Source organism: Achromobacter sp. KK8 (assembly GCF_054188005.1).
Genome location: NZ_CM135178.1, coordinates 4663342 through 4689391, shown reverse-complemented (window position 1 = coordinate 4689391; position 26050 = coordinate 4663342). Strand labels below are relative to the sequence as shown.

At 70.6% G+C, this 26050-nt stretch carries 23 protein-coding genes and 1 pseudogene; 9 read left to right on the top strand and 15 right to left on the bottom strand.

The features are described from left to right. Positions 1-141: 141 nt before the first annotated feature. Positions 142-1719, top strand: coding sequence for a threonine ammonia-lyase, biosynthetic (ilvA, locus tag ACVN9Z_RS21770; protein WP_020927761.1), 1578 nt, complete (start codon positions 142-144; stop codon positions 1717-1719). On the opposite strand, the gene ACVN9Z_RS21765 is transcribed toward ilvA, so the two are convergent. The 4 genes from ACVN9Z_RS21765 to ACVN9Z_RS21750 are packed head-to-tail and all read right to left on the bottom strand — an operon-like array spanning position 1716 to position 5245. Continuing rightward, the gene (locus ACVN9Z_RS21765) at positions 1716-2543 is read right to left on the bottom strand and encodes an ABC transporter ATP-binding protein (protein ID WP_053498097.1); all 828 of its coding nucleotides are present in this window, start codon (positions 2541-2543) and stop codon (positions 1716-1718) included. The two genes, ilvA and ACVN9Z_RS21765, sit on opposite strands and share 4 nt — an antisense overlap. A 4-nt stretch (positions 2544-2547) precedes the next feature. Next, positions 2548-3006, bottom strand: a complete 459-nt coding sequence (azu, locus tag ACVN9Z_RS21760) for an azurin (RefSeq protein WP_458212611.1) — start codon at positions 3004-3006, stop codon at positions 2548-2550. A gap of 28 nt (positions 3007-3034) precedes the next feature. After that, positions 3035-4111, bottom strand: coding sequence for a FecCD family ABC transporter permease (locus tag ACVN9Z_RS21755; protein WP_458212610.1), 1077 nt, complete (start codon positions 4109-4111; stop codon positions 3035-3037). 12 nt (positions 4112-4123) lie between these two features. After that, positions 4124-5245 carry an ABC transporter substrate-binding protein gene (locus ACVN9Z_RS21750; protein ID WP_458212609.1) on the bottom strand — a complete coding sequence of 374 codons (1122 nt, stop codon included), beginning with the start codon at positions 5243-5245 and terminating at the stop codon, positions 4124-4126. A gap of 193 nt (positions 5246-5438) precedes the next feature. Here ACVN9Z_RS21750 and ACVN9Z_RS21745 point away from each other — a divergent pair, with 193 nt between their 5' ends. Both ACVN9Z_RS21745 and ACVN9Z_RS21740 read left to right on the top strand, forming a co-directional pair. Continuing rightward, positions 5439-6122 (top strand): response regulator transcription factor, encoded by a 684-nt coding sequence (locus ACVN9Z_RS21745; RefSeq protein ID WP_458212608.1) that lies wholly within the window; start codon positions 5439-5441, stop codon positions 6120-6122. Next, on the top strand, positions 6115-7485 hold the full coding sequence (locus ACVN9Z_RS21740) for a sensor histidine kinase (protein WP_458212607.1): 1371 nt from the start codon (positions 6115-6117) through the stop codon (positions 7483-7485). Before ACVN9Z_RS21745 ends, ACVN9Z_RS21740 begins: the two co-directional genes overlap by 8 nt. A 60-nt stretch (positions 7486-7545) precedes the next feature. Here the strand turns inward: ACVN9Z_RS21740 and ACVN9Z_RS21735 are convergent, their stop codons facing one another. After that, on the bottom strand, positions 7546-9126 hold the full coding sequence (locus tag ACVN9Z_RS21735; protein ID WP_173011026.1) for an aldehyde dehydrogenase (NADP(+)): 1581 nt from the start codon (positions 9124-9126) through the stop codon (positions 7546-7548). Between the two features lie 59 nt (positions 9127-9185). Next, the gene (gene kdgD / locus ACVN9Z_RS21730) at positions 9186-10100 is read right to left on the bottom strand and encodes a 5-dehydro-4-deoxyglucarate dehydratase (protein WP_054439881.1); all 915 of its coding nucleotides are present in this window, start codon (positions 10098-10100) and stop codon (positions 9186-9188) included. A 250-nt stretch (positions 10101-10350) separates the two neighbouring features. Here kdgD and garD point away from each other — a divergent pair, with 250 nt between their 5' ends. The 3 genes from garD to ACVN9Z_RS21715 are packed head-to-tail and all read left to right on the top strand — an operon-like array spanning position 10351 to position 14032. Next, positions 10351-11925: a galactarate dehydratase gene (gene garD / locus ACVN9Z_RS21725; RefSeq protein ID WP_458212606.1), complete on the top strand. Its 1575-nt coding sequence runs from the start codon at positions 10351-10353 to the stop codon at positions 11923-11925. A gap of 58 nt (positions 11926-11983) precedes the next feature. Continuing rightward, positions 11984-13030: an SMP-30/gluconolactonase/LRE family protein gene (locus ACVN9Z_RS21720; protein WP_353631223.1), complete on the top strand. Its 1047-nt coding sequence runs from the start codon at positions 11984-11986 to the stop codon at positions 13028-13030. A gap of 24 nt (positions 13031-13054) precedes the next feature. Next, positions 13055-14032, top strand: a complete 978-nt coding sequence (locus ACVN9Z_RS21715) for a Bug family tripartite tricarboxylate transporter substrate binding protein (protein WP_006384885.1) — start codon at positions 13055-13057, stop codon at positions 14030-14032. An 89-nt stretch (positions 14033-14121) separates the two neighbouring features. Here ACVN9Z_RS21715 and ACVN9Z_RS21710 read toward each other — a convergent pair whose 3' ends face one another. After that, positions 14122-14823: a ProQ/FinO family protein gene (locus ACVN9Z_RS21710; RefSeq protein WP_172965915.1), complete on the bottom strand. Its 702-nt coding sequence runs from the start codon at positions 14821-14823 to the stop codon at positions 14122-14124. A 109-nt stretch (positions 14824-14932) separates the two neighbouring features. On the opposite strand from ACVN9Z_RS21710, the gene ACVN9Z_RS21705 reads away from it, so the two are divergent. From ACVN9Z_RS21705 to copD, 3 genes are all read left to right on the top strand, one after another. Beyond that, positions 14933-15391, top strand: a complete 459-nt coding sequence (locus ACVN9Z_RS21705; protein ID WP_173011024.1) for a DUF2946 family protein — start codon at positions 14933-14935, stop codon at positions 15389-15391. A 166-nt stretch (positions 15392-15557) separates the two neighbouring features. Then, positions 15558-15914: a copper homeostasis periplasmic binding protein CopC gene (copC, locus tag ACVN9Z_RS21700; RefSeq protein WP_024068896.1), complete on the top strand. Its 357-nt coding sequence runs from the start codon at positions 15558-15560 to the stop codon at positions 15912-15914. 1 nt (position 15915) lies between these two features. Further along, positions 15916-16803, top strand: coding sequence for a copper homeostasis membrane protein CopD (copD, locus tag ACVN9Z_RS21695; RefSeq protein ID WP_458212605.1), 888 nt, complete (start codon positions 15916-15918; stop codon positions 16801-16803). Positions 16804-16860: 57 nt separating this feature from the next. Here the strand turns inward: copD and ACVN9Z_RS21690 are convergent, their stop codons facing one another. The 8 genes and pseudogenes from ACVN9Z_RS21690 to ACVN9Z_RS21655 form a co-directional block, all read right to left on the bottom strand. Further along, positions 16861-18336 (bottom strand): hypothetical protein, encoded by a 1476-nt coding sequence (locus tag ACVN9Z_RS21690; protein ID WP_458212604.1) that lies wholly within the window; start codon positions 18334-18336, stop codon positions 16861-16863. A gap of 68 nt (positions 18337-18404) precedes the next feature. Then, entirely contained in the window at positions 18405-19088 is a 684-nt protein-coding gene (locus tag ACVN9Z_RS21685; RefSeq protein ID WP_232066874.1) for a glutamine amidotransferase, read from the bottom strand. 215 nt (positions 19089-19303) lie between these two features. Further along, positions 19304-20679, bottom strand: a pseudogene (locus tag ACVN9Z_RS21680) (LLM class flavin-dependent oxidoreductase). A gap of 58 nt (positions 20680-20737) precedes the next feature. Then, positions 20738-21604, bottom strand: coding sequence for an ABC transporter ATP-binding protein (locus ACVN9Z_RS21675; protein WP_458212603.1), 867 nt, complete (start codon positions 21602-21604; stop codon positions 20738-20740). Between the two features lie 18 nt (positions 21605-21622). Next, on the bottom strand, positions 21623-22447 hold the full coding sequence (locus ACVN9Z_RS21670; protein WP_458212602.1) for an ABC transporter permease: 825 nt from the start codon (positions 22445-22447) through the stop codon (positions 21623-21625). Next, positions 22444-23274, bottom strand: coding sequence for an ABC transporter permease (locus ACVN9Z_RS21665; RefSeq protein WP_020927740.1), 831 nt, complete (start codon positions 23272-23274; stop codon positions 22444-22446). The genes ACVN9Z_RS21670 and ACVN9Z_RS21665 overlap by 4 nt, the downstream gene beginning before the upstream one ends. Before the next feature lie 13 nt (positions 23275-23287). Further along, positions 23288-24382, bottom strand: a complete 1095-nt coding sequence (locus ACVN9Z_RS21660; protein ID WP_020927739.1) for an ABC transporter substrate-binding protein — start codon at positions 24380-24382, stop codon at positions 23288-23290. Positions 24383-24463: 81 nt separating this feature from the next. Further along, positions 24464-25984 (bottom strand): amidohydrolase family protein, encoded by a 1521-nt coding sequence (locus ACVN9Z_RS21655; protein ID WP_020927738.1) that lies wholly within the window; start codon positions 25982-25984, stop codon positions 24464-24466. Positions 25985-26050 lie beyond the last annotated feature (66 nt).

Sequence of the window (26050 nt, the reverse complement as noted above, 5' to 3'; positions counted from 1 at the left end):
TTTCGCTGATTATTACCATCATTCCTGGAATGGTGGGTTAACGCGCGACCGCAGTCAGTCAAACAAACCCGCCCCACGAGGCGGGTTTGTTGTTGCCGCCTCTGCCGGGCCCAGCCCCCGAAAAAGCCGCAGAGAGTTCCCATGCAACAACCGCAAGCCACCCCCACCGACACCGATGCATTCACCGCGGGCCGCGCCGCGCCCATGGAATACCTGCGCCAGATCCTGACCGCGCGCGTCTACGACATCGCCCGCGAAACCGAACTGGACCCGGCCCACGGCCTGTCGCGCCGGCTGGGCAACCGCGTGCATCTCAAGCGCGAGGACAACCAGCCGGTGTTCTCGTTCAAGGTGCGCGGCGCCTACAACAAGATGCGCAACACGCCGCAGGCGGCGCTGGAGCGCGGCGTGATCACCGCGTCGGCCGGCAACCACGCCCAGGGCGTGGCGATCTCCGCCGCCCGGCTCGGCGTGCGCGCCACCATCGTGGTGCCGCAGACCGCGCCGCAGGTGAAGGTAGACGCGGTGCGCGCCTTCGGCGGGCCGACGGTGCAGGTGGTGCTGGCGGGCGACTCCTACAGCGATGCCTACGCCTACGCGCAGACGCTGGCGCGCGATCAGGATCTGACTTTCATTCCGGCGTTCGACGATCCCTACGTGATCGCCGGGCAGGGCACGGTCGGCATGGAGATCCTGCGCCAGCATCCGGGGCGGCTGGACGCGGTGTTCGTGCCGATCGGCGGCGGCAGCCTGGCGGCGGGCGTGTCGGTGTACATGAAGGCGGTGGATCCGTCCGTCAAGGTGATCGGGGTGCAGACGGTCGATTCCAGCGCCATGGCGCAGTCGATCCAGGTGGGCGAGCGCGTCAGCCTGGCCGAGGTGGGGCTGTTCTCGGATGGCACCGCGGTCAAGCTGGTGGGCGAAGAGACCTTCCGCCTGTGCCGCCAGTTCCTCGACGAAGTGATCCTGGTGGACACCGACGCGGTCTGCGCGGCGATCAAGGACGTTTTCCTGGACACGCGCAGCGTGCTGGAGCCGGCGGGCGCGCTGGCGCTGGCCGGACTCAAGCAATACGTGGAGCGCGAGGGCGTGAGCGGCCAGTCGCTGGTGGCGATCACCTCGGGCGCCAACATGAACTTCGACCGCATGCGCTTCGTTGCCGACCGCGCCGAGGTGGGCGAGGCGCGCGAGGCGGTGTTCGCCGTCACCTTGCCCGAGGAGCGCGGCAGCTTCCGCCGCTTCTGCGCGGTGATGGGCCAGCGCAGCGTGACCGAATTCAACTACCGCATCGCCGACGCCCGCACCGCCCGCATCTTCGTCAGCGTGCAGATCGCGCGGCGCGGCGAGGGCGCGGACATCATGCGCGGCTTGCAGGAGCAGGGCTTCGCGGTCAGCGACCTGACGCACAACGAGGTATCCAAGCAGCACATCCGCTACATGGTCGGCGGGCGTTCGCCGCTGGCGGGCGGCGAACGCCTGTTCCGCTTCGAATTTCCGGAACGTCCGGGCGCGCTGATGAAGTTCCTGACCGCCATGGCGCCGAACTGGAACATCAGCCTGTTCCACTACCGCAACCAGGGCGCCGACTTCAGTTCGGTGCTGGTGGGCATCCAGGCGCCGGTGGCCGACGACGCGGCGCTCGACCGCTTCCTGGCGCAGCTGGGCTACGCCCATTCGGAAGAGACGGCGAACGAGGCCTACCGGCAGTTCCTGATCTAGGCGATATGGGCCAATCCGATATGGGCCAATCCGTCCACATGCACTTGCGGTTGGCCCTGCGGACACCGTTCGACCCGGGCCAGCACGCCATAGGCGCGGCGCAGCGTATCGCGCGTGACCACCTCGCGCGGCGGGCCTTCGGCCAGCAGCGCGCCGCCGTGCAGCAGCAGGGCATGGTCGGCGTGGCGCAGGGCGATGTTCAGGTCGTGCAGCACCACCAGCGTGATGAGGCGATGGCTTGCGGTCTGCCGGCGCAGCACGTCCATGACGTGGAACTGGTAATTCAGGTCCAGCGCCGACAGCGGCTCGTCCAGCAACAGCAGGCGCGGCCGCCGCACCAGGGCCTGGGCCAGCGAGGCCAACTGCTTCTGGCCGCCGGACAGCTCATCCAGGCAACGGCTGGCGAGGGCGCCGATGCCCAGTTCGGACAGCACCCGCATGGCCTCGCCCATGAGCACGTCGCCGGGCTGGCGCGCGCGGCCGGAGCGGGCCGCCACCAGCACCGATTCCAGCACCGTCATGTGCACGCCCCTGGGCAGGGCCTGCGGCATGTACATCGCATGTTGCGCGCGCCGCGCCGGCGGCAGCCGGCCGAAATCGGCGCCGTCCAGCCGCAGTTCGCCGGCCTGCATGGGGTTCAGGCCGGCCAGGGTCTTGAGTAGCGTCGATTTGCCGCTGCCGTTCGGACCCAATAGCGCGGTCAGCGTGCCTTCGCGCAGCGGGCCCGCCCGCAGGCCCCGCAGCACCGGGCGCGCGCCATAGCCGGCATCGAGCGCGCGGATCTCCAGCGCGGCCGGGGTGTCGGGGCTCTGCCGCGAGGCCATGGCGTCAGGGCCGCTGCAGGGCCAGCGTGCCGCGCATGTGCTGGGCGTGCGCCGGGAACGAGCAATAGAAGGTGTACGACTGCCCGGCCGCCAGGCGGCTGACGGGGAAGGTGACGCTGGCGGTCTCGCCGCCGCCCAGCATCGGCGTGCGGGCCAGGATGCGGCCATCGCCCGGGGCCAGGAAATCATGCGCCGCGCCCGCCTTCATGCCGTCGACCATCACCGCGTCGATGTCTTCGGTCCGGGTCAGCACCCAGTTGTGGCCGGCCTTTTCCTTGCTGTTCTTGCCGGTATGGATCAGGCGCACCGTGAAGTCCCGGCAGGTGGCGGGCACCACGATGTGGGCGGGCGCGAACTTTTTGCCGGGCTGGCCTTCGACGTCGATGCTGCAGGCGGGCGCGGCGGCGTGGACGGCGCCGGCGGCCAGCAGGGCGGCGAGGGCGAACGGGTAGCGGGTGTGCATGGGAAGGCGTCTCCGGTGAAGGTAGGAGTCAGCTGCGCTTGAGGGCGCGGATGACGATGGTGAGAAAGAAGGGAATGCCGACCAGCGAGGTCACGATGCCGACCGGCACCAGCGCGCCGGGCAGCACGGTCTTGGAGGCGACGGAGGCCAGCGACAGGATCAGCGCGCCGGCCAGCGCGCTGCCGGGCAGGTAGTGGCGATGGTCCTCGCCCAGCAGCAGCCGGGCGATGTGAGGCGCCACCAGGCCGACGAAACCGATGGTGCCGACGAACGACACCGCCAGGGCCGCCAGCGCGCTGACGCGCAGCAGGCTCACCAGCCGCAGGCGCTTGACGTCGATGCCGAAGCTGGCGGCGCGTTCCTCGCCCAGCCGCAGCGCCGTCAGCTTCCAGGCGTCGCGCAGGGAATAGGGGAGCGCCAGGGCCAGCGCCACGGCCATCGCGCCGACGCTGGTCCAGTTGGCGCGCGCCAGGCTGCCCATGGTCCAGAAGACGATGCCTTGCAGCGCTTCCTCGCTGGCGATGAATTGCAGCAGCATCACCAGGGCCTGGAAGGCATACACCAAGGCAATGCCGAACAGCACCACGCCCAGCGTCGACCCGCCGCGCCAGCGCGCCACGCGTTCCAGCACCAGCACCGACACCAGCGTGCTGGCGAAGGCGGACAACGACACCACCATGCCCGGCGGCAAAGCCGGCAGGTGCCAGTCCAGCGTGATCGCCAGCGAGGCGCCGAACGCGGCGGCGGCCGACACGCCAAGCGTGTAGGGACTGGCCAGCGGGTTGTCGAGCATGGTCTGCATCTCGGCGCCGCCCAGCCCCAGCGCCACGCCCACCAGCAATGCCATCAGCGCGTAGGGCAGGCGGAACTGCCAGACGATGACGCGGGTGCCGGCGTCGGCGCCGTCGGGATGCAGCAGTGTGCGCAGCAGATCGGCCGGCGCCAGGCCGGCCGGGCCGGTGGCGAGGTCGGCCAGCAGGCTGGCGACGATGAGCACGGCCAGCGCCAGCGCCAGCAGCAGGCGCCGCCTGCGGGTGCGGCGATAGTGGGCGACGGGATCGTCCGGCATGCCGTCGGCGGCCAGGATGGTGGCGGGGGTCTGCATGGGAAGAGCCGGTCAACGGGCGGCGGGCGCGGTCCAGTAGGTGCCGGCGCCGTCCAGGTCGAGGAAGTCGCGGTACAGCGTGTCGAGCGTGGCGCGCGGATCGAGCGCGGCGGCGCGTGCCGGATACAGCCACTTGGCCATGGCTTCCACCGCCGCCACGTTGTAGGGCGAGTTGTAGAACGCGTGCCAGATGCCGAAGGCGCGGCCGCGCTTGACCGCCTCCAGGTCGCGGATGCCGTCGCGTTGCAGCAAGGCGGACAGGCTGGCGGCCGAGACATCGGCGGCAGCGCCCGGTCCGACCAGCAGGCCCGGGCGGCCGGGTTCGGAGCGGCTGCCGGTGGCGATGTAGACCCGCGGCTGTGACTGCAGCAGGAATTCCATGCTGACGTCGCCGATCGCGCCCGGCAGCACCGGCGCCGCCACGTTCACGCCGCCGGCGGCCTGCAGCAGGTCGCCGAAGCTGCCGTTGCCGGTGGTGTGGCAGCACGCCGGCCAGACGCCGGCCAGCATTTCCACGAACACGCGCGGCCGCTCGGCCTGCGGCACGGGTTGCACCAGGTCGCGCACCTTGGCCATGTGCGATTCATAGAATGCAATGTAGCGCTCGGCCTGTTCCTGGCGGTCGAGCGCCTGGCCCAGGATGCGCAGGCTGGGAACGGTGTTTTGCACCGGATGCTGGCGGAAGTCGATGAAGACGATGGGAATGCCGGCCTGCTGCAACGACGCGATCATGGGATTGTTGCGGCCCGGGCCGTGGCCGCTCAGGCTGAATACCGCCACGTCGGGCCTGAGCGCGACGATTTTTTCGGGACTGACGCTGGCTTCCGAGGTGGTGCCGATCAGCGGCACCTGGGCAGCCTTCGGGAAGCGCTTGACCAGTTGTTGCCAGGAGTAGGGGTCCTGCTGCTTGAGTTCGCCCTGCCAGCCGACCACGCGGGCCACCGGATCGGCGCGGTCCAGCAAGGCCATGGCGAAGACGAAGCGGCCTTCGCCCAGCAGCACCCGCCGCGGATGGTCGGGCACGGTCACGACGCGCCCGGCCAGGTCGGTCACCTGGCGGGCCTGGGCGCCGGCGACGGCGCAGAGCAGGGCGGCGCCAGCCAGCGCCGCGCGGAACACGAATTTCAAACGCATGGAGAATCCCGATCCAGTGACCCTGGACGCGCCCGCGGGCTTGCGGGTAACGCGAACCATTCACATCGGCGGACAGTCTCCGCCATCGGGGTTCAAGATTTCGTTAAGACGCGGCGGCCCGTGGCCGCGGCCGCTGCCGGGCGCCGGCCGCGCTTACAATCTGAGATTGATTTCCATTCCCGCCCGATCCGACATGCGCGTTCTTGTCATCGAAGACGATCCCGATATCCTGGCCAACATCACGCATCACCTGACGCGCCGCGGCTATATCGTCGATTGCGCGGAGGACGGGCTGCGCGGCTATGCGATGGCCGCTGAAGGCGGCTTCGACCTGATCGTGCTCGACCTGATGCTGCCGCGGCTGGACGGCTACGACCTGTGCCGCCAACTGCGCGCCGAAGCCGGCTGCGGCACGCCGATCATCATGGTCACCGCGCGCGACACGCTCGACAACCGCTTGGCCGGCTTCGACGCGGGCGCCGACGACTACCTGGTCAAGCCCTTCGCGCTGGCCGAACTGGCGGCGCGCGTCAAGGCGCTGCTGCACCGCGCCAGCGGCGCCGGCGCGGCGCGCGTGTTGCGGGTGGGCGACCTGACGCTGGATACCGGCACCCTGGCGCTGGCGCGCGCCAGGCAGGCGCTGCGCCTGCCGCCGTCGCCACTGCAGCTGTTGATGCTGTTGATGCGCGCCAGCCCCGCGGTGGTCCATCGTGGCCGGCTCGAAGAGGCCCTGTGGCGCGATTCCCCGCCCGATAGCGACAGCCTGCGCACCCATATCCACCAGATCCGCCAGGTGGTCGACAAGCCGTTCGACGCGCCGCTGCTGCACACGGTGCACGGCATCGGCTACCAATTGCGGGCGGCCGGCGATGCGTAGCGCGCGGCGCGGCCTGGCGCGCTACCTGGTGCGCACCTACCTGTTGCTGGCGCTGCTGGTCGGCGGCGTGCTGACCTGGGTGTCGATCTGGAGCGTGAACACGCTCGAAGTCCACTTGCAGCGCATCGACATGGGCATGGCGGTGGAACGGGTGCGCGGCGACTTCCTGGCGGGCATCGACCCGGGCCGGCCGCATCGGTTCTTCCATGGCGAACCGGGCGGATCGGCGTTCCCGCAATGGTTGCGGGGCCTGGCGCCGGGCTTCCACAAGATCGAGCGCGAGGGCCGAATCTGGCACGTCATGGTGGACGACAAGGACGGCCAGCGCTACATGCTGCTGCGCGACTACACCGAGTACGAACACAACCAGTCCGCGTCGCACTGGACCGTGGTCAGCGGCCTGGCCGGCGGGCTGGCGCTGGCCTTCGTGCTGGGCACCCTGGCCACGCGGCGCATGCTGCGGCCCTTGGCCAGGCTGGCGGCGCAGGTCACGGCGCGCGGCGCGCAGCCGCCGCAGACCCGCCTGGCCGAGGACTACCCCCCTGACGAGATCGGCCGGTTGGCGGCCGCCTTCGACGCCACCTACAACCAGCTCGAGCAGGCGCTGCGGCGCGAACAGCTGTTCACCGCCGACGTTGGCCACGAATTGCGCACGCCGCTGATGGTGATTTCCAGTTCCTGCGAACTGCTGTTGGAAGAGCCGGGACTGGATGCCGACGGCAATGCGCGCTTGCGGCGCATCGCGGCGGCCGCGGCCGACATGGGAGAACGGCTCGATACCTACCTGATGCTGGCGCGCGGGGGCGACGACGCGGGCCAGTTCGCACGCGCCAGCGCCGATGAGGCCGCGCGCGAGCAACTCGCGGCCTGGAGCGCGGTGGCGCGGCGGCGCGGCATGTCGCTGACGCTGCAGGCCGCGGCGGGGCCGAGCCCGTCGAACGCGGCGGCCGGCGCGCCCGCCGATGTCTTCGACAGGGGCGCCGCCCCGGGCCCGAGCGGCGCCGACGGGATGACGCCGGCAATGGACCCGCCGCGCTTTCCGGCGCCGTTGCTGCGCGCGTTGCTGTCCAACCTGATCCGCAATTCGCTGCAATACGCCGGACCCGGCGCGCGCGTCACGATCAGCGCCGGCGCCCAATACCTGCAGGTGGCCGACGACGGTCCGGGCATTCCGGCGGAGCGGCAGCAGGCGGTCTTCAGCCCCTTTGTGCGCGGCACGCAGCCTGCCGCCGGCAACCTCGGGCTGGGCCTGTCCCTGGTGCAGCGCATCTGCGAGCACCAGGGTTGGCGGGTCTCGCTGCAATCGGCGCCGGGGCGGGGCAGCGTGTTCCGCGTCGACCTTGGCACCACGGCTCGCTCCTGAAGATCACGGCGCGGCCCGCGGCCGGACGGCGTGGCAATGTCCGGCCGGGCGGGTGTGGCGTCAGGCGCCGAGCACGCCGTCGGTCATGCGCGGCAGCCCTAGCGGATTACCGCGCTTGAGACCATCGGGCAGCAGCGCGTCCGGCAGGTCCTGGTAGCAGACCGGACGCAGGAAGCGGCGGATGGCGGTGGCGCCGACCGAGGTCGAGGCGGGGCGCGAGGTGGCCGGGAAGGGGCCGCCGTGCACCATCGCGTGGCTCACCTCGACGCCGGTGGGATAGCCGTTGGCCAGGATCCGGCCGGCCTTGCGCTCCAGCACCGGCAGTAGGGCGCGCGCGGCTTCGATGTCGGCCTCGTCCACGAACAGGGTCGCGGTCAACTGGCCTTCCAGGTGTTCGGCCACCTGGCGCATCTGCGCGGCGTCGCGGCACGCCACCACCAGCGAGGCCGGGCCGAAGACTTCGGCCTCCAGTTCGGGCGAGGCCAGAAAGCGCGCGGCATCGGTGCCGAACACGGCGGGGCCGGCGGCATTGGCGGCCGGCCGCGAGGCTTCGCCGCGTCCCAGCGTGGCGACGCTGGCGTGGCCGGCCAGCGCCTGCTCGCCCTGCGAATAGGCGGCGAAGATGCCGGGGGTCAGCATGGTGGCGGCGCCCTTGGCCTGCACCGCCTGGCCGGCGGCCTGGCGGAAGCGTTCCAGCGCCGGGCCTTCGATGCCGACCACCAGGCCGGGATTGGTGCAGAACTGGCCCACGCCCAGCACCAGCGATTCGACGAAGCCCTTGGCGATGGTCTCGGCGCGCGCTTCCAGGGCGGCGGGCAGCAGGAACACCGGATTGATGCTGGACATCTCGGCATACACCGGGATCGGCACCGGCCTGGCGTTGGCGGCGGCCACCAGCGCCAGGCCGCCCCGGCGCGAACCGGTGAACCCGATCGCGGTGATGGCGGGGTGGGTCGCCAGCGCCGTGCCGATCTCGTTTCCGGCGCCGAACAGCAGCGAGAACACGCCTTCGGGCAGGCCGTGCCTGGCCACCGCCTGCTGGATCACGCGGCCCACCATTTCGGCGGTGCCGGGGTGGGCGTTGTGGGCCTTGACGATGACCGGGCAGCCCGCCGCCAGCGCCGAGGCGGTATCGCCGCCCGCCACCGAGAACGCCAGCGGGAAGTTGCTGGCGCCGAACACGGCCACCGGCCCCAGCGGCACCTGGGCCAGGCGCAGGTCGGCGCGCGGCAGCGGCTGGCGCTCGGGCTGGGCGGGGTCGATGGTGGCGTCCAGGAAGTAGCCGTCGCGCACCACCCGCGCGAACAGGCGCAATTGGCCCACGGTGCGGCCGCGCTCGCCTTGCAGGCGGGCCAGCGGCAGGCCGGTTTCGAGATGGGTGCGCTCGATCAGCGCGTCGCCGAGCGCCAGGATGCCTTCGGCGATGCTCTCCAGGAATTGCGCGCGGGTTTCGAGCGGCGCGGCGCGGTAGGGGTCGAACGCGGCGGCGGCCAGTTCGGCGGCGCGCGCCACGTCCTCGGCGTCGCCGGCGTGGAACGCCGGTTGCAGCGGTTCGCCGCGGGCCGGGTCGATGGCGTGCAGCGGCGCGCCCGCGCCTTTTACGGCCTGGGCGCCGATCAACATGTTGCCGGTCAAAGTCATGCAGTGTCTCCGAATGAAAACGCCCCCAGCGGGGGCGGGCAGGCGGCGCCGCGCCTGGTCTATTGGGGGCCCAGCTTGCGGATCAGCGCGTCGAGCATGGCCATTTCGTCGGGATGCAGGTCGGTCAGCGGCGCGCGCACCGGGCCCGCATCGTGGCCGACCAGCCTGGCGCCGGCCTTGACGATGCTGACCGCATAGCCGGCGCAGCGGTTGCGGATCTCGAGATACGGCAGGAAGAACTCGTCCAGCAGGCGGTTGGTGGTGTCGTGGTCGTGCGCGGCGACGGCGCGGTAGAACTGCATCGCGGTCCTGGGCACGAAGTTGAAGACGGCCGACGAGTAGACCGGCACGCCCAGCGCCTTGTAGGCCGCGGCGTAGACCTCGGCGGTGGGCAGGCCGCCCAGGTACGAGAAGCGGTCGCCGAGCTTGCGGCGGATGCGCACCATGGCCTCGATATCGCCGACGCCGTCCTTGAAGCCGACCAGGTTGGGGCAGCGCTCGGCCAGTTGGGCCAGGCTGTCGGCCGACAGGCGCGATTGGGCGCGGTTGTAGACAATGACGCCGATCTTGACGGCCTTGCAGACCTGCTCGACGTGGTCGGCGATGCCCTGTTGCGAGGCCTCGGTCAGGTAGTGGGGCAGCAGCAGCACGCCCTTGGCGCCGAGGCGCTCGGCCTCGCGGGCATAGGCGATGGCGACGCGGGTGGGGCCGCCTGCGCCGGCCAGGATCGGCACCTTGCCGGCGCAGGTGTCCACGGCGGTGCGGATGACATCCGAGTATTCGTCCGGCGCCAGCGAGAAGAACTCGCCGGTGCCGCCGGCGGCGAACAGGGCGGTGGCGCCGTAGGGCGCGAGCCATTCCAGCCGCTCGGCATAAGAGCGGGCGTTGAAATTGCCTTGCGCGTCGAAGTCGGTCACGGGGAAGGAGAGCAGGCCTTCCGAAACGATGGCCTTGAGTTCCTGCGGCGTGGTCATGGGCGGTATCCGTTGGTGGCGGACGCGCGGCAGAGGGGCTGCCGGGCTGTCATGTGTTGAATAGGTACGTCATCGTACAACATGATTTTCTCCGGCTCAAGCAAGATAAGACGGAATCGCTGAGGGCAGTGGCGGCGGATACCTGGGGAAATCCGCAATGCGTGCCGCCATCAGTCCATGGATAATCTCTCTAGTTGTACGATAACGTATAGGATGCCGCAGCCCGCGGCATCGTTTTCGAGGATGCTCCATGTCGTTCGCGCCCGCCCCAGCGCCCGTGCTGATCAAGATTCACCCGCAGGACAACGTCGCCATCGTCGCCAACGACGGCGGGCTGCCGGCGGGCACGGCGCTGCCGGACGGCTTGGTGCTGGCCGAAGCCGTGCCGCAGGGCCACAAGGTGGCGCTGCGCGACCTGGCGCCTGGCGAGCCGGTGCGCCGCTATGACGTCGTGGTCGGCTACGCGGCCCGGCACCTGCCGCGCGGCAGCTGGGTCAACGAACGGGTGACCACCATGCCCGCGGCCCGCGCGCTCGACGACCTGCCGGTGGGCACGCGCAGGATCGCGCCGCCGGCGCCGCTCGAGGGCTACACCTTCGAGGGCTACCGCAACGCCGACGGCACGGTGGGCACGCGCAACATCCTGGCCATCAGCACCACCGTGCAATGCGTGCAGGGCGTGGTGGAACACGCGGTCGAGCGCATCCGCCGCGAGCTGCTGCCGCGTTATCCCAATGTCGACGGGGTGGTGGGTATCGAGCACACCTACGGCTGCGGCGTCGCCATCGACGCGCCGGGCGCGGCGGTGCCGGTGCGCACGCTGCACAACATTGCCCGCAATCCCAATTTCGGCGGCACCGCCATGGTGGTCAGCCTGGGCTGCGAGAAGCTGCAGCCCGAGCGCCTGTTGGCGCCGGGCGCGATCCCGATCCGCGCCGGGCGGGGGATGGCTGGCGGCGAAGGCGTCGACACCATCGTGCTGCAGGACGACGAACACGTCGGCTTCGAGTCCATGATCGCCAACATCATGCGCACCGCCGAGCGCCACCTGGAAAAGTTGGACCGCCGCCGCCGCGAGACCTGTCCCGTCTCCGATCTGGTGGTGGGCGTGCAGTGCGGCGGCAGCGACGCTTTCTCGGGCGTCACGGCCAATCCCGCGGTGGGCTTTGCGGCGGACCTGCTGGTGCGTGCCGGAGGCACCGTCATGTTCTCGGAAAACACCGAAGTGCGCGATGGCATCGACCAGTTGACCGCGCGCGCCGCCACCCCCGAAGTGGCCGAGGCGCTGGTGCGCGAGATGGCCTGGTACGACGATTACCTGCGGCGCGGCGGCGCCGACCGCAGCGCCAACACCAGCCCCGGCAACAAGAAGGGCGGCCTGTCCAACATCGTAGAAAAGGCCATGGGCTCGATCGTCAAGTCCGGCACCTGCAACATCGACGGCGTGCTGGCGCCGGGCGAGCGGTTGACCCGCAAGGGGCTGATCTTCGCGGCGACCCCGGCCAGCGACTTCATCTGCGGCACGCTGCAACTGGCGGCCGGCATGAACCTGCACATCTTCACCACCGGCCGCGGCACGCCCTACGGGCTGGCGCAGGTGCCGGTGATCAAGGTCGCCACCCGCAGCGACCTGGCGCGGCGCTGGCACGACCTGATGGACGTGGACGCCGGCCGCATCGCCACCGGCCAGGCCAGCATCGAAGAGGTGGGCTGGGAACTGTTCCGGCTGATGCTCGACGTGGCCAGCGGACGGCGCCAGAGCTGCGCGGAAAAACTCAAGCTGCACAACGCATTGACGCTGTTCAATCCCGGTCCCGTGACCTGATTGCCGTCGCCGCTTTCAACGCAAGGCCATCGCCGAACATACCAAGAGGAGACCATCGATGGACCACAGCCCCCTGATGCAGGCCGGCCGGCGCCGGCTGCTGGGCGCCCTGGCGCTGGCGCCCGCCGGCCTGGCGCAGGCGCAATCCTTCGCCTTCACGCCGCAGCAACGCTACCCCGACCCGTCGGTGCGCATCCTGGACCCGGAGTTCTCGAAGTACCGCATCTACAGCAGCAGCGTGGAGCAGCTGGCCACCGGCTTTCGCTGGCTGGAGGGACCGGTGTGGGTGGGGGACGGGCGCTATCTGCTGTGTTCGGACATCCCCAATGACCGCATCATCCGCTGGGACGAGACCACCGGCGCCACCAGCGTGTTCCGCCAGCCCGCCAATTTCAGCAACGGGCTGGCGCGCGATCGCCAGGGGCGCCTGCTGGCCTGCGAGCACCTGACGCGCCGCGTCACGCGCACCGAGTACGACGGCGGCATCACGGTGCTGGCGGACCGCTACGCGGGCAAGCGCTTCAATTCGCCCAACGACATCGTGTGCCAGCGCAATGGCGCCATCTGGTTCACCGATCCGCCCTTCGGCATCGGCGGCCACTGGGAGGGCGACAAGGCCGAACCCGAACTGCCGCATTCGGTGTATCGCATCGACGCGGACAGCGGCCGCGTCGAGCTGGCGCTGGACGACCTGGCCGGGCCCAACGGCCTGTGCTTTTCGCCGGACGAGCGCGTGCTCTACATCGTCGAATCGCGCCACCAGCCGGCGCGCGTGGTGTGGGCGTATGACGTCGGCGCGGACGGCAAGCTGTCGGGCAAGCGCAAGTTCATCGACGCGCAAGGTCCCGGCGCCATCGACGGCATCAAGTGCGACGAGCACGGCAACCTGTGGTGCGGCTGGGGCAGCAATGGCGCCGCCGACGCCAAGCCCGAGGAACTCGATGGCGTGATGGTCTTCAATCCGGGCGGCAAGCCGATCGGCCACATCCGCCTGCCCGAGCGCTGCGCCAACCTGTGCTTCGGCGGCGCCAAGCGCAACCGGCTGTTCATGGCGAGCAGCCATTCGCTCTACGCGCTCTACGTCGAGACGCGCGGGGTCCTCTGACACAAATACCACAACGGAGACAACATGGATTCGAACCGAAGGCAGTTATTGCTGGGCGCGGCGGCGCTGGGCGCGGCGCACTGGGCGCCGGCCTGGGCCCAGGCCGACGCATGGCCGACCCGGCCCGTGCGCATCGTGGTGCCATACCCGCCGGGCGGCTCGTCGGACATCATCGCGCGCGTGATTGCGCCGCGCCTGGCCGAGGCGCTCAGGCAGACGGTGGTGGTCGAGAACAAGCCGGGCGCCAACGGCAACCTGGGCGCGGGCATCGTGGTGCAATCGGCGCAGGAAGGCCATACGGTGCTGTTGTGCGACGTAGGCGCGCTGGCGATCAGCCCGTCGGTCTACACCAAGCTGTCGTTCGATCCGTCCAAGGACCTGCGCGCGGTCGGCATGCTGGCGTATTCGCCGCACGTGCTGGCGGTGCATCCCGACGTGCCCGCCAGGACCGTGCCGGAGCTGGTGGCGCTGTCGAAGAAACAGCGCCTGAATTTCGCCGTCACCGCGATCGGCAGCGCGCCGCACCTGGCGGCCGTGGCGGTGCAGCAGGCCACCGGCGCGCAATGGGAGTACGTGCCCTACAAGGGCGGTTCGCAGGCGGTCACCGACACCATAGGCGGCCAGACCCAGGTCATCATGAACGGGCTGCTGGCGACGCTGCCGCACATCAAGGGCGGCAAGCTGCGCGCGATCGCGATCTCCAAGAAGGAACGCATGCAGCTGGTGGCCGACATTCCGACCATCTCCGAGCAAGGCGTGGCCGGCTTCGAATCCGGAACCTGGCAGGGCGTGATGGCCCCCGCCGCCACGACCGACAAGACGGCCAACCTGCTGGCGACGCTGATGGGCCAGATCGTCAATCAGCCCGACGTGAAGTCACAGCTGAACGAGCAGGGCGCCGAGATCGTGGTGCGCGATCCGGCGCAACTGGCGCAGTTCTTCAACAGCGAGCGGGCGCGCTGGGCCAAGGTGGTGCAGAGCGCCGACATCCGGCTGGATTGATCTGGGCGGCCGGCGTGGCTGGCCCCCAAAAGACCGCGGACCGTGCGGCGCCTGGCGCCGCACGGTCCGCTTTTTTCCTGGCGGGAAGTTCAGTCGGCGCTCTGGGTGTCCGACGGCGCCTGGGCCGGCGTGTCCACCGACGTATCGACTGAGGTGTCCACCGGCGTGTCCACGGCCGCATCGGCGGGCGCGGCAGCCTCCGCCTGCGCCGGCTTGGCGCCTTCGGCGGCCGGCTTGCCCTTGGCGGCATTGCTCTTGCCGCCACGGCCACCGCCCGCCTTGGCGTGACGGCGCGAGGCCATGCGCTTGGCGTGCTGCGCTTCGTTGGCGGTCACGGCGCCGTTGGGTTCGCCGTTCAGGTCGACGCGCGCGGCGGATTCGACCATGCAATCCCAGTAGCGGCGGCCGTCACACCAGGTCTTGACGGCCTGCTTGATCTCGTCGGCGCTGAGCTGCAGGGTCTGGGCGTGTTGCACCAGGTCCTCCAGCACCCCCAGCTTGAGCGGCACCTTGGGCGCCGGCTTCTTGGGAAAGGCCTTGGGAAATTGCCGCTGCAGTCGCGAAATGGCGATCAGCACCGGATCGACCGCCGGCGCTTCGCGTCGGTCGCCGGCCGGCGCGCGCGCGGGTTTCTTCCGGGCGGCAGCCGCATCGCCGGACGGACGCGCGGAGGGCTTGCGCGACCCCGCTTCGTTGGCGGCCGGACGGGCGGGTTTCTTCTTGGAAGCCGCCTCTTCGGGAGCCTGCTTCAACAGCAGTTCTCGGATTGCGGCGAGCTGTTCTAGACCCATGGTGTGCTGCGAATTCAAATGTTGAAACCGTGGAGCATAACAGTTGTGGCGTGTCGGATTGAAGTTGCGGGCGTCCGGCGGCCGTCGTAAGCTCGTCGGCACCATGGGGATGCACACGCCGGTTACGTTTACGCGCAGGTCTGCCGCCACCCGCCGCGCGCTGGTGTGGCTGGCGGCGGGGCTGCTGGTTTTCCAGTCGCTGGTGGCCGCCACGGCGCTCGGCGCGGCCCTGCCGGCGGCAGCCGGGCAGGGGGCCTCGTCTGTCATCCTCTGCACCGCCAGCGGCCCACGGGTGGTGGCGCTGGACGACGTGGACGCCGTAGCGGCCACGCCGGTCCAGGCCGCTGGCCACGTCTCCAACCACGCCGCCGGCGGCACCTTGCCGCACTGCTGTGCCGCCAGTTGCGCCATGCTTGCCGGCGCCGGCCCGCCCGCGTTCGCGGGGCTGGCCTGGCGCCTGCCGCTGGAGCCGCCGGCCCTGCCGCGCGCCGCGCAAGCCGGGCCGTGCCCGCGGGGCGCCACGGCCTGGCTGCCGCAGCAATCGCGCGCGCCGCCGCGCGCGGCCTGATCCTTTGCGCCGGTCCCCGCGCACGCCCATTCCTGTGGCGCGCGACGCGGGCGCGCACCGGTCGTCGATACCCAAACCGTTCGTTTCGCGCGCGTCCGATCCGCTTTCGGCGCCCGCGCCATTCTTTTCGCGCGGCCGCGCGCCGCCGTCACTTTGGAGTCCGATCATGTTCAAACCCGCATTCATCGCCGCCACGCTCGTGCTCGCCCCGCAATGGGCCTGGGCCCACGCCCACCTGCAACGCGCCACGCCGGCCGACAAGGCCGAGGTGGCCGCGCCGTCTTCGGTGACGGCCACTTTCTCCGAAGGGTTGGAGCCCGCCTTTTCGTCGCTGACCGTGCTGGACACGGCCGGCAAGCAGGCCGTCGCGGCCAAGGCCGCGCCGGCGCCGGGTGATGACAAGACGCTGGTGTTGCCCGTGGCCACACCCTTGCCGGCGGGCGCCTACACCGTGAAATGGCAGGCCTTGTCCAAGGACGGCCACAAAACCAACGGTGCCTGGACGTTCACGGTCAAGCCCTGAAATGGACGCCTTGTGGGTCGTGTTCGCGCTGTGCCGGGCCGTCAGCGCCGGCGCGGCGGCGGTGCTGTTCGGCGCCAGCGCGATGCTGGTGCTGGGCGGCTCGCCGCGCCTGGGGGTGGCCGCCGAGACCGCGCTGCGGCCGGCCCTGCTGCGCATCGGCGCGGCGGGACTGGTGGCCACACTGTGCCTGTTGCCGTTGCAGGCCGCCAGCATCGCCGGCGACTGGCGGGCGATGCTGGACGGCGAGATGCTGGACACGGTCACCCTGCAGACCGGCTACGGCCAGGCCTGGGTGGCGCGCGCCCTGTGCGCGGCCGCCGTGCTGGGCGTGGCGCTGGGGCTGCGGCCGGGCCGGCCATCTTGGCTGGCGGGGCCGGCGGCCGTGGCATTGGCGCCGCTGGCATTCAGCGGCCACGCCGCGATGCACGAAGGCGGCTGGGGCCTGGCGCACACGGCCAGCGACTATCTGCACCTGTTGGCGGCCGCGTTCTGGCTGGGATCGCTGCCGGTGTTCCTGTCATGGCTGGCGGCCTGGCAACGTCCGCGGGATCGCGCCGAGGCCGCCCGCGCGCTGCTGCGCTTTTCCGCCTGGGGGCATGTCGCCGTGGCGGCCTTGCTGCTCAGCGGCGTGGCCAATGCGGCGTTGATCCTGGGGCCGGCATTGCCGGACGCGGGGTGGGACTATGTGCGCGTGCTGTTGCTCAAGATCGCGCTGGCGCTGGCGATGACCGGGCTGGCGCTGGCCAATCGCTATCGCTGGATCGCGCGCATCCGGGCCGAGCCGGCCCTGGCCCTGCATGCCATCCGGCGCAATACGATCTGGGAAATGCTGCTGGGCGCCGCGGTGCTGGTCATCGTGGGCGGGTTGGGGTTGATGTCGCCGTCGTAGAGGGTGTCGTGAAAGGCGTCTTGAAGGCGTCTTGAAGGCCGTTCGCGCTGGCCGCCGTCATCCCGCCAGCACCAGCAACAGCGCCAGCGCCAGCAGCAGGGCGAAGGCGGCCAGCGCGAACGGCAGCAGCTGCACGTACACGGGCCGCTCCTGGCCATGGCCGCGTGCCAGGCCGGCGGCGATGGACATGCGCACCGGCGAGAAGAACCCCATCGACGTGCCGGATACGTGCAGCAGCGCCGCCGCCGCGGGCAGGCTCAGGCCGGCGTGCAGCGCCAGCGACAGCTGCGATGGCATGAAGAGGCTGTTGGGCGCGTTGCCGCTGTTGGCCAGGATGCCGAACGCGCCGGCCATGAGCGGCGTGATCAGCAGGGTCCAGTCGCCGAGGGCGCGGAACAGGCCGTCGGCGTAGGCCTGTGAAATGCCGGCGCCCGCCAGCACTTCGGCCATCATCGCGAACAGGAATACCGAAAGCACCGCATGCCTGCCGGTGCGCCAGGCATGGCGCGCGTTGGCGGCCAGCAGGCCCGGCCGGCGGCGCATGGCCGCCATCAGCAGCGCGCCGCCGATCAGCCAACTGCCGGCATGCAGGAACGGCGCCCAGGCGGGCAGGTCGGCGTAGGGACTGAAACGCGCCAGCGAGGCCAGGCCCTGGTTCAGCGCCGGCACCAGGCGCGTGGCGACCAGGCAGGCGATCAGCACGATATACGGCAGCGCGCCGCGGGCGGCGGCCCGCAATTGCGCGCGGCCGGGCCGCCGGTCCAGCGCGAAGCGCAGCACGATCAGGGGGCCATAGGCGGCCAGCAAGGCGGTCTCGGGGCCCAGCAGCGCGGTGGCGGCCGTCAGCAGGGCCAGGCTGGCCAGCATCCAGGCCGTCTCGCGCCCGCATTCGACCATCGTCGCCGGCAGGCCGGCGCGCCGCGCCGTGGTCCAGAACAGCGCCAACCACACGCCCATCAGCAGGGCCACGGGCACCATGCCGTACAGGGCCAGCTGGGCCGGCGGCACGCGCGCATAGGCGGAGGCCAGCAGCGTGCCGCTGCCCATCGCGCCCCAGGGAATCAGGGTCTGGCTCAGCAGCGCGAAGACCATCAGTTCGCGCGGCTTGAAACCGAGCGGACGGATCAGCAGCACGGTGCCCAGCATGCCGACGCCGAAGCCGGTGGCCGATTCGGCGAACGGCCCCACCAGGAAACAGGCAAAGAACAGCAGGCGGCGGCGCGCCAGGGGATCGGCCGGCGCGCCGGCCGCGTCGGCGCCGGATGCGGCGCCAGCGGGCGTGGCGTCCCGCGCCGCCATCTGCCAGAACAGCAGGCCGCCCAGGATGTAGGGCGTGATGACCCCGCCGATCCAGAGGCCGCGCGACAGGGCCTGGCCCAGCGCGCCCGCGCCGAAGGCGCCGGGGGCCGCGAACAGCGCCACCGCAATGGCCGCCAGCAGCCCCAGCACGGCGGCCAGGGTGGTGTTGAGGCGGCCGCTGGCGATGGCGCCAATGACCACCAGCGCAGGCAGGGACCACAGCAGGTACATCATGGCGCGAGGCCCGCCTGGTCGGATGCGCGGCGGGCGCGGCGCGAGCCGGTTGCGTTGCGCGCCACGGCTCAGCAGGCCGCCGCGAAAGCGCGCAGGATGCCCAGCGCGTGCGGCGTGGGCGCCAGGGCGGCGCGCAGCGCGGTCACGTCATGGCCTTCGGCCGCCAGGAAGTCCTGGCGCCGCGCCAGGCACGCGTCCATCAGCCCGGCGGTGAATTCCGGATGGAACTGCACCGACAGCGCGCGCGGGCCGTAGCGCAGGATCTGGTGCGGATCGTGGGCGGTGCCGGCGAGCACGGTGGCGCCGGCTGGCGGCCGCAGCACGCTCTGCTCGTGCGTGAGATGGGCGGGAAAGCGCTCGGGCAACCCCGCCAGCAGCGGATCGGCCGCGGCGGCGGGCAGGCGCGCAACGGCGTGCAGCCCGATCTCGCGGCCACGCGGGTGGTAATCGACCTCGCCGCCGAAAGCGTGAGCCATGAGCTGGTGGCCGTAGCAGATGCCCAGCAGCGGCAACTGCGCCGCCATGGCATCGCGCAGCCATTGCGCGGTGCGCTCGCTCCAGGGCTCGCGGTCGGTGACCATGGCCCACGAGCCCGTCAGCACCGCGCCGCGCAGCGTGGCCGGATCGGGCAGGGCCTCGCCGGCGGCCGGATGGATGACCGCCAGCGGCGTGCCGACGCCCGCCAGGGCCGCCGTGATCCAGTCGGCCTGTTCGCCATGGATGGCGCGCAGGTCTTCGGGCGGTCGGCCCATTTGCAGGATGGCTAGCGGTCGGTGAGGCATGGCGGTGGCGGAATCGGCGGCGCCCGGGTGGGGCCCCGCGCAATGATGAGGCCGCCGCGCCCATTCATCAATAGCCCGGGCCGGCTATCTGCTATGAGCGGGAATGATATCGGCCCGGGGCTGGCTGCCGCACGCCGGGCCATGGACGCGGCCGTGGCCCTGTCCCGCATGGCCGGCCCGTCGTCTCACAGCGTGGCGGCCTCGCGCTCGCGGCGGGATGCGGACGCCGCCGCCACGGCGCGGTGCGCCGGCCGCGCCAGGCCCAGATGCTGGCGCAGCGTGGCGCCACTGTATTCGGTGCGGAACAGGCCGCGGCGGCGCAGTTCCGGCAGCGCCAGCTCGATGAAGTCGTCCAGCCCGCCGGGCAGCCACGGCGACATGATGTTGAAGCCGTCCGCGCCGTCTTCCTCGAACCATTGCTGCAACTGATCGGCCACGCTTTGCGGCGTGCCGACCACCTGCTGGTGGCCGCGCGCCCCGGCGATGCGCAGGTAGAGCTGGCGGATCGTCAGGTTGTCGCGCCGCGCCAGGTCGATCAGCAATTGCTGGCGGCTCTTGCCGCCGTTGGTCTCCGGAATGTCGGGCAGGGGGCCGTCTACCGGATACCCCGACAGGTCGAAGCCGCCGATCATGTTGGACAGCAACTGCACCCCGACGACCGGATGGATCAGGTCCTGCAGGCGCGCGAACTTGTCCTCGGCTTCGGCCTGGCTGCGGCCGATCACGGGGAAGATGCCGGGCATGATCTTGATGTCGTCGGGATCGCGGCCGTATTCAACGGCGCGGCCCTTGATGTCGCGGTAGAAGGCGCGGGCCTCGTCGAAGGTCTGGTGCGCCACGAAGATGACCTCGGCGGTGCGCGCCGCCAGGTCGCGCCCGGCGGGCGAGGCGCCAGCCTGCACCACCACCGGGCGGCCCTGCGGCGAACGCGACACGTTCAACGGCCCGCGCACCGAGAAATGCTCGCCGCGATGGCGCAGCGGATGCAGCTTGGCGGGGTCGAAATACTGGCCGCTGTGCTTGTCGCGCAGGAAGGCGTCGTCCTCCCAGCTGTCCCACAGGCCCAGCACCACGTCGTGGAACTCGGCGGCGCGGGCATAGCGGCGGGCGTGCTCGACGTGCTCGTCCAGGTTGAAGTTCTGCGCCTCGCCCTGGCCGCTGGAAGTGACCAGGTTCCAGCCCGAGCGGCCGCCGCTGATGTGGTCGAGCGAGGCGAACTTGCGCGCCACGTGGTACGGCTCGTTGTAGGTGGTCGAAACCGTGGCGATCAGGCCGATTTTCTCGGTCACGGCGGCCAGCGCCACAGCAGCGTCAGCGGCTCGAAGTGGTCGCTGCGCGCGGTGCGCGACAGCGACGCCAGGTCGGTGTTGCGCACGCCGACCGAGTCGGCCAGGAAGATGGCGTCGAACTTGGCGGCCTCGGCGCGACGCGCCAGCTCGGCGTAATGGCGGAAATTGACCGGCGCGTCGGCCTGGGCGTCGGGATGGCGCCAGGCGGCGATGTGATGGCCGGTCTGCATCAGGAAGGCGCCAAGCTTGATCTGGCGCGGGGAACGGGTCATGGGGATGACTCCAGCAATGGGGTGGACGGCAACGTTGCCGGGAAGCGGAACGGGGATCTCACCAGGCCATGCGCAGCGAGGCCAGCGACGGCAGCGCGGGCACGCCGGCGGCCGCGTCGACGCCCAGCGGCGGGCTGTCGTCGGCCGGCGCGCCGTCCGGCTCCAGGAAGTCGGACAGCACGTCGTCGCGCAGGCGGATGAAGCGCGGGTCGCTGCGGTTGCGGGCTTGCGGCAGCGGCACGTCGACGACGCGGCGGATGCGCCCCGGCCGCGGCTGCATGATGACCACCCGGTCTCCCAGGTAGACCGCTTCCTCGACGTCGTGCGTCACCAGGATCATGGTGATGCGCTCTTTCTGCCAGATGCGCTGCAGCTCGGTCTGCAGCCGGGCGCGGGTCAGCGCGTCGAGCGCGCCAAAGGGTTCGTCCAGCAGCAGCACGCGCGGCCGGTTGACCAGGCCGCGGGCGATCGCCACGCGCTGCGCCATGCCGCCGGAGATCTGGTGCGGGTACGACTGCTCGAAGCCCTCCAGTCCCACCAGGGCAACGTGTTCGGCCACGCGGTCGCGCTTTTCGCTGGTCGAGATGGCGGCGTTGCGCAGCCCCACGGCGATGTTCTGCGCCACCGTCAGCCAGGGGAACAGGCGGTGGTCCTGGAACACGATGCCGCGTTCCGGGCCGGTGCCGCGCACCGGTTCGCCGCCCAGGGTGATGGCGCCCTCATAGGTGTCGTCCAGCCCCAGGATCAGGCGCAGCAGGGTGGACTTGCCGCAGCCGCTGGCGCCGACGATGGAAACGAACTGGCCGGCGGGGATGTCCAGGTCCACGCCCGTGAGCACCTGCAGCACGCCGCCTTCGGCCTGGGCGCTGGGATAGCGCTTGCCGACCGCCTGTAGCGACAGGTCCAGCGAAGTATGTTGAGTCATGCCTGAGTCTTCCTGCGGTTATTGGTCCTGCCCGCGCAAGCGCGCGAGCCGGCGTTCGGCCACGCGGGCCAGGGCGTTCATGAGCCAGCCGATCACCCCGACCACGAACATGCCGAAGATCACCAGGTCCATCTGGAAATGTTCGCTGCCCTCGATCAGCAGGTTGCCGATGCCGACGCCCGCCACCAGCAGGTATTCGGCGCCGATGGTGGCCAGCCAGGAGTAGATCAGCGCCAGGTAGACGCCGGTGAAGATGGCGGGCGCGGCGGCCGGCAGCACCACCTGGGCGAAGGTCTGCCAGCGGTTGTAGCCGTACACCCGCGCCACCTCCAGCAGCTTGGGCGGGGTGTTGCGCACGCCGTCGCAGGTGTTGACCACCACCGGCACCAGCGCCGCCAGCGACAGGAACACCACCTTGGCGGTGTCGCCCAGCCCGAACCACACCGAGATCAGCGGGATCCAGGCGAACAGCGAGATCTGCTTGAAGGTGTTGAAGCTGGGGCCGACCAGCCGGTTGAAGGCGGGCGACAGGCCCAGCAGCACGCCCAGCAGCAGGCCCGCGACCGTGCCGATGGCAAAGCCGGTCAGCTCGCGGCCCAGGCTGGCGCCGAGCGCGCGCCACAGCTTGCCGCCCAGGATCTGGTCGGCGGCAGTGGCCAGCACTTTTTCGGGCGACACCAGCAGGGCCGAATTCACCAGGTCGATGCGCGCCAGCAACCACCACAACGCGATGGCGGCCAGCGGCAGCACCAGGCCGCGCCAGCGGCCGCCGGCGCGCACGGCCAGCGGTTGCGACAGCGCCAGCTCGGCGGCATCGCGGGAGGCGGAAGTGGCGGCGTTCATGGGCGTGCCTGCGCGGTGAGGGTGGGGCGGCCCTGGATCAGGCGCGTCTCGGCCCAGTCCAGCAGCCGGTCGATGGCATAGCCGATGGCGCCCACCACGATCACCGCGGCCATCACCAGGTCCAGCTGGAACAACTGCCGGCCATAGACGATCAGGTAGCCCAGGCCTTCGCTGGACGCCACCAGCTCCACCACCACCAGCGACAGCCAGGCCTTGGTGAAGCCCAGCCGCAGCCCGGTGAAGAGCGTCGGCAGCGCCAGCGGCACGACCACCTCCAGCACCTCCTGGCGCCGGCTATAGCCATAAACCCGCGCCACTTCGCGCAGCGCCGGGCTGGCCTGGCGAAAGCCCTGCAAGGTATTGAGCGTGACCGGCACCAGCGCCGCCTTGGCGATCAGGATGTACTTGAGCGGTTCGCCGATGCCGACGATCAGCAGCACGAACGGCAGCCAGGCCAGCACCGGGATCTGCACCAGCGCGTTGAAGGTCGGCAGCACGTAGGCCTCGAGCCGGCGAGACAAGCCCATCGCCGTGCCCAGCAGCAGCCCCAGCAGGCTGCCCAGGGCAAAGCCGACCAGCACCCGTTGCAGGCTGGCGCGGGTGTTCAGCCACAGGTCGCCGCTGGTCGCCAGGTCGCGCAGGGTGTCCCAGACGAAGGCGGGCGGCGGCAGCACCTGCGGCGAGATCCAGCCCTGGCTGGCGCCGGTCTGCCACAGCGTCAGCAGCGCCAGCGGCAGCAGCCACGGCGCGGCGGTCCAGGCCGCCTGGCGCGCCCAGGCTGGCGCCGGGGCCGGGCGCGGCAGGGCAATAGGGGAAAGCGAGGACATGGCGGCGCTCCGGTCAGCGTGCCGCGGCCTGCGCCGGGCCGGACACCGGCTTGCCGGCGGCGTCGAACGCGGTCCAGTAGCGCTCCAGCCCCTGGGCCTTGAGCGCATTCTGCAGGTAGCGCGGATCGAACCAGCCGTCCAGCGAGACCTCGCGGCGGATCAGCTTGAGCTTGACGGCGTCGGCCACCACCGCCTTGTAGCGGGCGATGATGAAGTCGTCGATCAGCGGCGAGTTGCGCGCGGCCAGGTCCTGCTTGTCGAATTCGGCCTGCCACGAGGCGTAGGGCACGCCGCTCTTTTCCCAGATCTTGAAGAGGGCGTCGCGGTTCTTCTCGTCGGACGACCACTGCGCGGCGCGCACGAACACGTCCACCACCTTCTGCACCTGGGCGGGATTCTCGCGCTCGAAGTCCTCGCGCACCAGCAGCGAGGCCTGGCGGGTGTAGGCCGGGTCCTGGCCCTGGGTGCTGTAGATGACCTTGGCCAGGCCCTGGTCGCGCACCTTGAACCATTCGTAGCCGCCAAAGGCCGCGTCCACGCCGTTGGACACCAGCGCCGCCTGGGCGCTGCCGGCATCCAGGTTGACGCCCTTGATGTCGCGCTCGGCCAGGCCATGCGCGGCCAGCACGTTGATTGCCACCAGGTGGCCGTTGGTGCCGCGGAAGATCGACACCTTGCGGTCCTTCAGGTCCTCGATGGACTTGAGCGGGGAATTCGGCGGCGCCACCAGGTACAGGTTGTTGCGCGCGCCGCTGACCAGCAGCAGCTTGGTCTTCAGGCCGTTCGCGCGGCCCACCACCTGCGGCAGGTCGCCCTGGTAGGCGAAGTCGATCTGCTTGTTGGACAGCGCTTCGTTGACGGCCGGGCCGGCGCCCTTGAAGAACAGCCACTCGACCTTGACGCCGTCCGCGGCGAAGGCCTGTTCCAGCCATTGGTTGACGCGCACCACGCCGCCGGGCGAACCGCCCCAGGTGATCGGATCGCCGCCGCCGGCGGTGGCCACGCCGACGCGGATGACGTCGGCTGCCCGGGCGCTGCCGCCCCACGCCGCCAGGGCCGCCAGGCCCAGCGCGGCGATGCGTTTACTCAGGATCATCAATGACTTCATGGAATGACTCGTTCAGGAAAGGATCGGGCAGCCGGCCGGCATCACGCCGTCCGGCGGTCAGGCAGACAACGGCGGGCGGGGTCAGGCGGCCGCGCGCGCTGGCGCGGCCAGCTTGCGCTCGATGGCGGTGCCCTGGAAGAAGGCCGGATTGGCCTCGGTATAGAAGCGGTAGGGGTTGCCGAACACCAGCGCCTTGAAGTCCTGCGCGCTGATCACGCCCTGTTCGACCAGGTCCCAGCTTTCGGCCAGCGGCGCGGTCAGGTCGGGCACGTCCCAGTGGCCGATATCCGAGGACCAGATGGCGTTGATCTTCACGCCCAGCGGGTTGACCTTGTCGTTGAAGGCCGCCGCCACGGTGCGGTCGTCGGATTCCGAGCCGAAGTAGAAGCTGTCGACCCAGCGCTTGCGGATGTCCTCGACCGATTCGATGCCGGCGGCGGCGAAGTCGTCCAGCTCGTCCGGGTGCGGGTCGCGGCTGTGCGGCAGGGCCGAGATGCCCAGGCTGTCGCGCAGCAGCTGCTGCGGGTCGATGTCGCGGCCGCGGATGAAGTCGGCGCCGTAGCGCTGGAACAGTTCGTGCAGCAGCGCCACGTCGGCGTTGGCCGGGTTGTAGTTCTGCACCGCGGCGCGGTTGCGCTTTTCCCAGCGGTCCACCAGGTGCGTGTAGACGTGCGAGCCCCAGTCGGCGCCGCCTTCCAGCAGCGCCACGCGCAGGTTCGGGAAGCGCCGCGTGACGCCGCCGAAGAACAGCGCCTTGGCGAAGGCCTGCGAGCCATCGGCGAAGTGGCCGATGTGGTTGAACATGTAGTTGCTGATGGAATGGCGCCCGGTCCAGCCCTGGCTGCCGTAGTGCGTGGTGACCGGCACGCCCAGCTCGACCACCTTGGCCCAGAACGGGTCGTAGTCGTACTCGCTGTCGATGCCGTAGAAGTCGATGTAGCTGGCGTGCCGGGCGATCTCGGGATGGTCGGCGGCGGGATACTTGCGCGCGATCGCCTTGATCGGCCGCTTGACGCCGCCGGCGATGTTGATGACCTTCAGCCCCAGCGTCTTGACCGCGAATTCCAGTTCCTCGATGCCTTCCTGCGGCGTGTTCAGCGGAATGCCGGCCACCGGCGTCAGGCGGTCGCTGTACTTGCGGTACTGGTCGGCATGGAAGTGGTTGATGGCGCGGTGCAGCGGCTGGCGGAACTCATCGCCGGCGCCCAGCGGCGCCAGCACGTCGTTGGGAAACAGCACGGAATAGTCCGCGCCTTGCTCGGCCAGGCGTTCGTTGAGCAGCTCCGGCAGGGTGTAGGTGGCCAGGTCCAGCGTGTTGCGCGTGACCCGCGCCCACCAGGGCGAGCGCAGGGTGCGGTTGTCCTGGCGCTCGGCCGGGGTCTGCTGGTACCAGTCCTTGCCGCCGCTCCTGGTGGCAAAGCGCGAACCGAGGGCCTTGCGCAAGGCATCCACCAGCTTGCCGCCGCCGTAGTGCTGGACGTAGTCCTCCAGGACCGGCGCGTAGTCGTTGACGTGCACGTCGGTGTCGATCACCGGGTAGTCCAGCGTCGCCTTGACGGCGGCGGATCGTGACGCTTGGCTCGGGTGCAAAGGCTGGTTCATGCTGGCGCTCTCCGTAGTTCATGTCGCGAGGCGCAGGGGAATTCCCTGCTTGCCTGGCAAACATTA

What these genes read in the sequence shown, in the direction of transcription:
- ACVN9Z_RS21710 (WP_172965915.1), bottom strand. Translation starts at nt 14,823, where the DNA reads ATGGGTCTAGAACAGCTCGCCGCAATCCGAGAACTGCTGTTGAAGCAG.
- ACVN9Z_RS21685 (WP_232066874.1), bottom strand. Translation starts at nt 19,088, where the DNA reads ATGGGCCGACCGCCCGAAGACCTGCGCGCCATCCATGGCGAACAGGCC.
- ACVN9Z_RS21705 (WP_173011024.1), top strand. Translation starts at nt 14,933, where the DNA reads ATGCACACGCCGGTTACGTTTACGCGCAGGTCTGCCGCCACCCGCCGC.
- ilvA (WP_020927761.1), top strand. Translation starts at nt 142, where the DNA reads ATGCAACAACCGCAAGCCACCCCCACCGACACCGATGCATTCACCGCG.
- ACVN9Z_RS21655 (WP_020927738.1), bottom strand. Translation starts at nt 25,984, where the DNA reads ATGAACCAGCCTTTGCACCCGAGCCAAGCGTCACGATCCGCCGCCGTC.
- ACVN9Z_RS21720 (WP_353631223.1), top strand. Translation starts at nt 11,984, where the DNA reads ATGGACCACAGCCCCCTGATGCAGGCCGGCCGGCGCCGGCTGCTGGGC.
- ACVN9Z_RS21755 (WP_458212610.1), bottom strand. Translation starts at nt 4,111, where the DNA reads ATGCAGACCCCCGCCACCATCCTGGCCGCCGACGGCATGCCGGACGAT.
- copD (WP_458212605.1), top strand. Translation starts at nt 15,916, where the DNA reads ATGGACGCCTTGTGGGTCGTGTTCGCGCTGTGCCGGGCCGTCAGCGCC.
- ACVN9Z_RS21765 (WP_053498097.1), bottom strand. Translation starts at nt 2,543, where the DNA reads ATGGCCTCGCGGCAGAGCCCCGACACCCCGGCCGCGCTGGAGATCCGC.
- ACVN9Z_RS21665 (WP_020927740.1), bottom strand. Translation starts at nt 23,274, where the DNA reads ATGTCCTCGCTTTCCCCTATTGCCCTGCCGCGCCCGGCCCCGGCGCCA.
- copC (WP_024068896.1), top strand. Translation starts at nt 15,558, where the DNA reads ATGTTCAAACCCGCATTCATCGCCGCCACGCTCGTGCTCGCCCCGCAA.
- ACVN9Z_RS21715 (WP_006384885.1), top strand. Translation starts at nt 13,055, where the DNA reads ATGGATTCGAACCGAAGGCAGTTATTGCTGGGCGCGGCGGCGCTGGGC.
- ACVN9Z_RS21750 (WP_458212609.1), bottom strand. Translation starts at nt 5,245, where the DNA reads ATGCGTTTGAAATTCGTGTTCCGCGCGGCGCTGGCTGGCGCCGCCCTG.
- ACVN9Z_RS21740 (WP_458212607.1), top strand. Translation starts at nt 6,115, where the DNA reads ATGCGTAGCGCGCGGCGCGGCCTGGCGCGCTACCTGGTGCGCACCTAC.
- kdgD (WP_054439881.1), bottom strand. Translation starts at nt 10,100, where the DNA reads ATGACCACGCCGCAGGAACTCAAGGCCATCGTTTCGGAAGGCCTGCTC.
- ACVN9Z_RS21690 (WP_458212604.1), bottom strand. Translation starts at nt 18,336, where the DNA reads ATGATGTACCTGCTGTGGTCCCTGCCTGCGCTGGTGGTCATTGGCGCC.
- ACVN9Z_RS21745 (WP_458212608.1), top strand. Translation starts at nt 5,439, where the DNA reads ATGCGCGTTCTTGTCATCGAAGACGATCCCGATATCCTGGCCAACATC.
- azu (WP_458212611.1), bottom strand. Translation starts at nt 3,006, where the DNA reads ATGCACACCCGCTACCCGTTCGCCCTCGCCGCCCTGCTGGCCGCCGGC.
- garD (WP_458212606.1), top strand. Translation starts at nt 10,351, where the DNA reads ATGTCGTTCGCGCCCGCCCCAGCGCCCGTGCTGATCAAGATTCACCCG.
- ACVN9Z_RS21670 (WP_458212602.1), bottom strand. Translation starts at nt 22,447, where the DNA reads ATGAACGCCGCCACTTCCGCCTCCCGCGATGCCGCCGAGCTGGCGCTG.
- ACVN9Z_RS21660 (WP_020927739.1), bottom strand. Translation starts at nt 24,382, where the DNA reads ATGAAGTCATTGATGATCCTGAGTAAACGCATCGCCGCGCTGGGCCTG.
- ACVN9Z_RS21675 (WP_458212603.1), bottom strand. Translation starts at nt 21,604, where the DNA reads ATGACTCAACATACTTCGCTGGACCTGTCGCTACAGGCGGTCGGCAAG.
- ACVN9Z_RS21735 (WP_173011026.1), bottom strand. Translation starts at nt 9,126, where the DNA reads ATGACTTTGACCGGCAACATGTTGATCGGCGCCCAGGCCGTAAAAGGC.